This is a genomic window from Bacillus sp. LR--39 (genome assembly GCF_053613335.1).
On sequence record NZ_JBSIOT010000298.1, the window covers coordinates 1 to 1,118 of the forward strand.

At 46.1% G+C, this 1,118-nt stretch carries 2 protein-coding genes; both read right to left on the reverse strand.

Translation table 11 applies throughout. The features are described from left to right. Positions 1–778: amidase domain-containing protein (locus ACWHAR_RS22670; RefSeq protein ID WP_452087898.1), on the reverse strand; the 778-nt coding region annotated here is incomplete at its 3' end. Between the two features lie 66 nt (positions 779–844). Next, positions 845–1,118: HEAT repeat domain-containing protein (locus ACWHAR_RS22675; RefSeq protein ID WP_452087899.1), on the reverse strand; the 274-nt coding region annotated here is incomplete at its 5' end.

Consider the following 1,118-nt stretch of genomic DNA (forward strand, 5'->3'; position numbering starts at 1 on the left):
TTGTATGATTAAAGCGGCCGTCTCCTTCGAAGTCATAGCAAATCACATCGCCCGGCATCAGTTCTTCCGCTGATTTCACCCGCACCGCACGCAGTCCGGCCTTTGAATTCGACAAATACATTTTCATAGAGTGCGCCACCGTCCAGCTGTAGCTCCATGAGCTTTGTTTCATCCACCAGCCTGATCCCCTGTTCGGATGACCGCGCATCGGCGCGCCTCCTGCATGAAGACACTGAGAAATAAAATTTGTACAGTTATCGCTGAAATTTTTATAAGCAGGATTGCGCTTGTTCCAAAATTTCTCGGCATATTGGACAGCGCCGAGACGATCGTATTGAAAAGCCCTGCCAAACGCTTCTCTTTCCTCTTCAGCTTCAGAATAGTCAATAATACTGGTCTCTTCATGAAATCCAGCCGGCTTTTTCGCAATTTCCTGATCACTAATCAAAATGTGATCATACAGGAAAGCCATTCGCTCCTCTATGTGCTCTTCTATATACAAGCTGTCATCTTGTTCCTTACACACGTATTCGTAATGAATGGTATACGAAAGGCAGGTCGTTCCGTCATCCTCAACCCGCACATGATTAATCACGGCCTTTGCTTTCGCTTTTATGATGTCAACTTTACGTTTTTCCAGAAGCTTTTTCTTACGCTCCATGACTTTAAGGTCTCCGACTTGAGACTCCTGTCTCATAGCATGCCCGTTAACCAGAAAGCCCAGCCGCTCCTCCGCTAATTGTTCTAAAATGTGCTTCAAGCTCACCCCACCCGCCATACTTTTTTATAGAGAAAAAACACTTGGATGATCTCAAGTGTTTTTTCCTTCTGCTCTATACGTATGTCAGGACAAGCCTCGTTTAGTCATGCCTGAAGCTTTTAGCAAATCAATTCCTTTTTCAATTTCCAGCTTTACCTCTTCATCCTTCTCTTTTTCCAGCGCTTTTTCAAGCTCTTCCGCGTATGCGGGGTCTCCGATTTTTCCGATTGCCCATGCGGCTGTCCCCCTGATGACAGGACGCGGATCCTTGTGCATCAGTTCAGTCAATTCAGGCAGTGCGGAAGCATCCTTAAAATGCGCAAGCGCGAGAATGGCGTTTCGCTGAATCGGTTTTTTT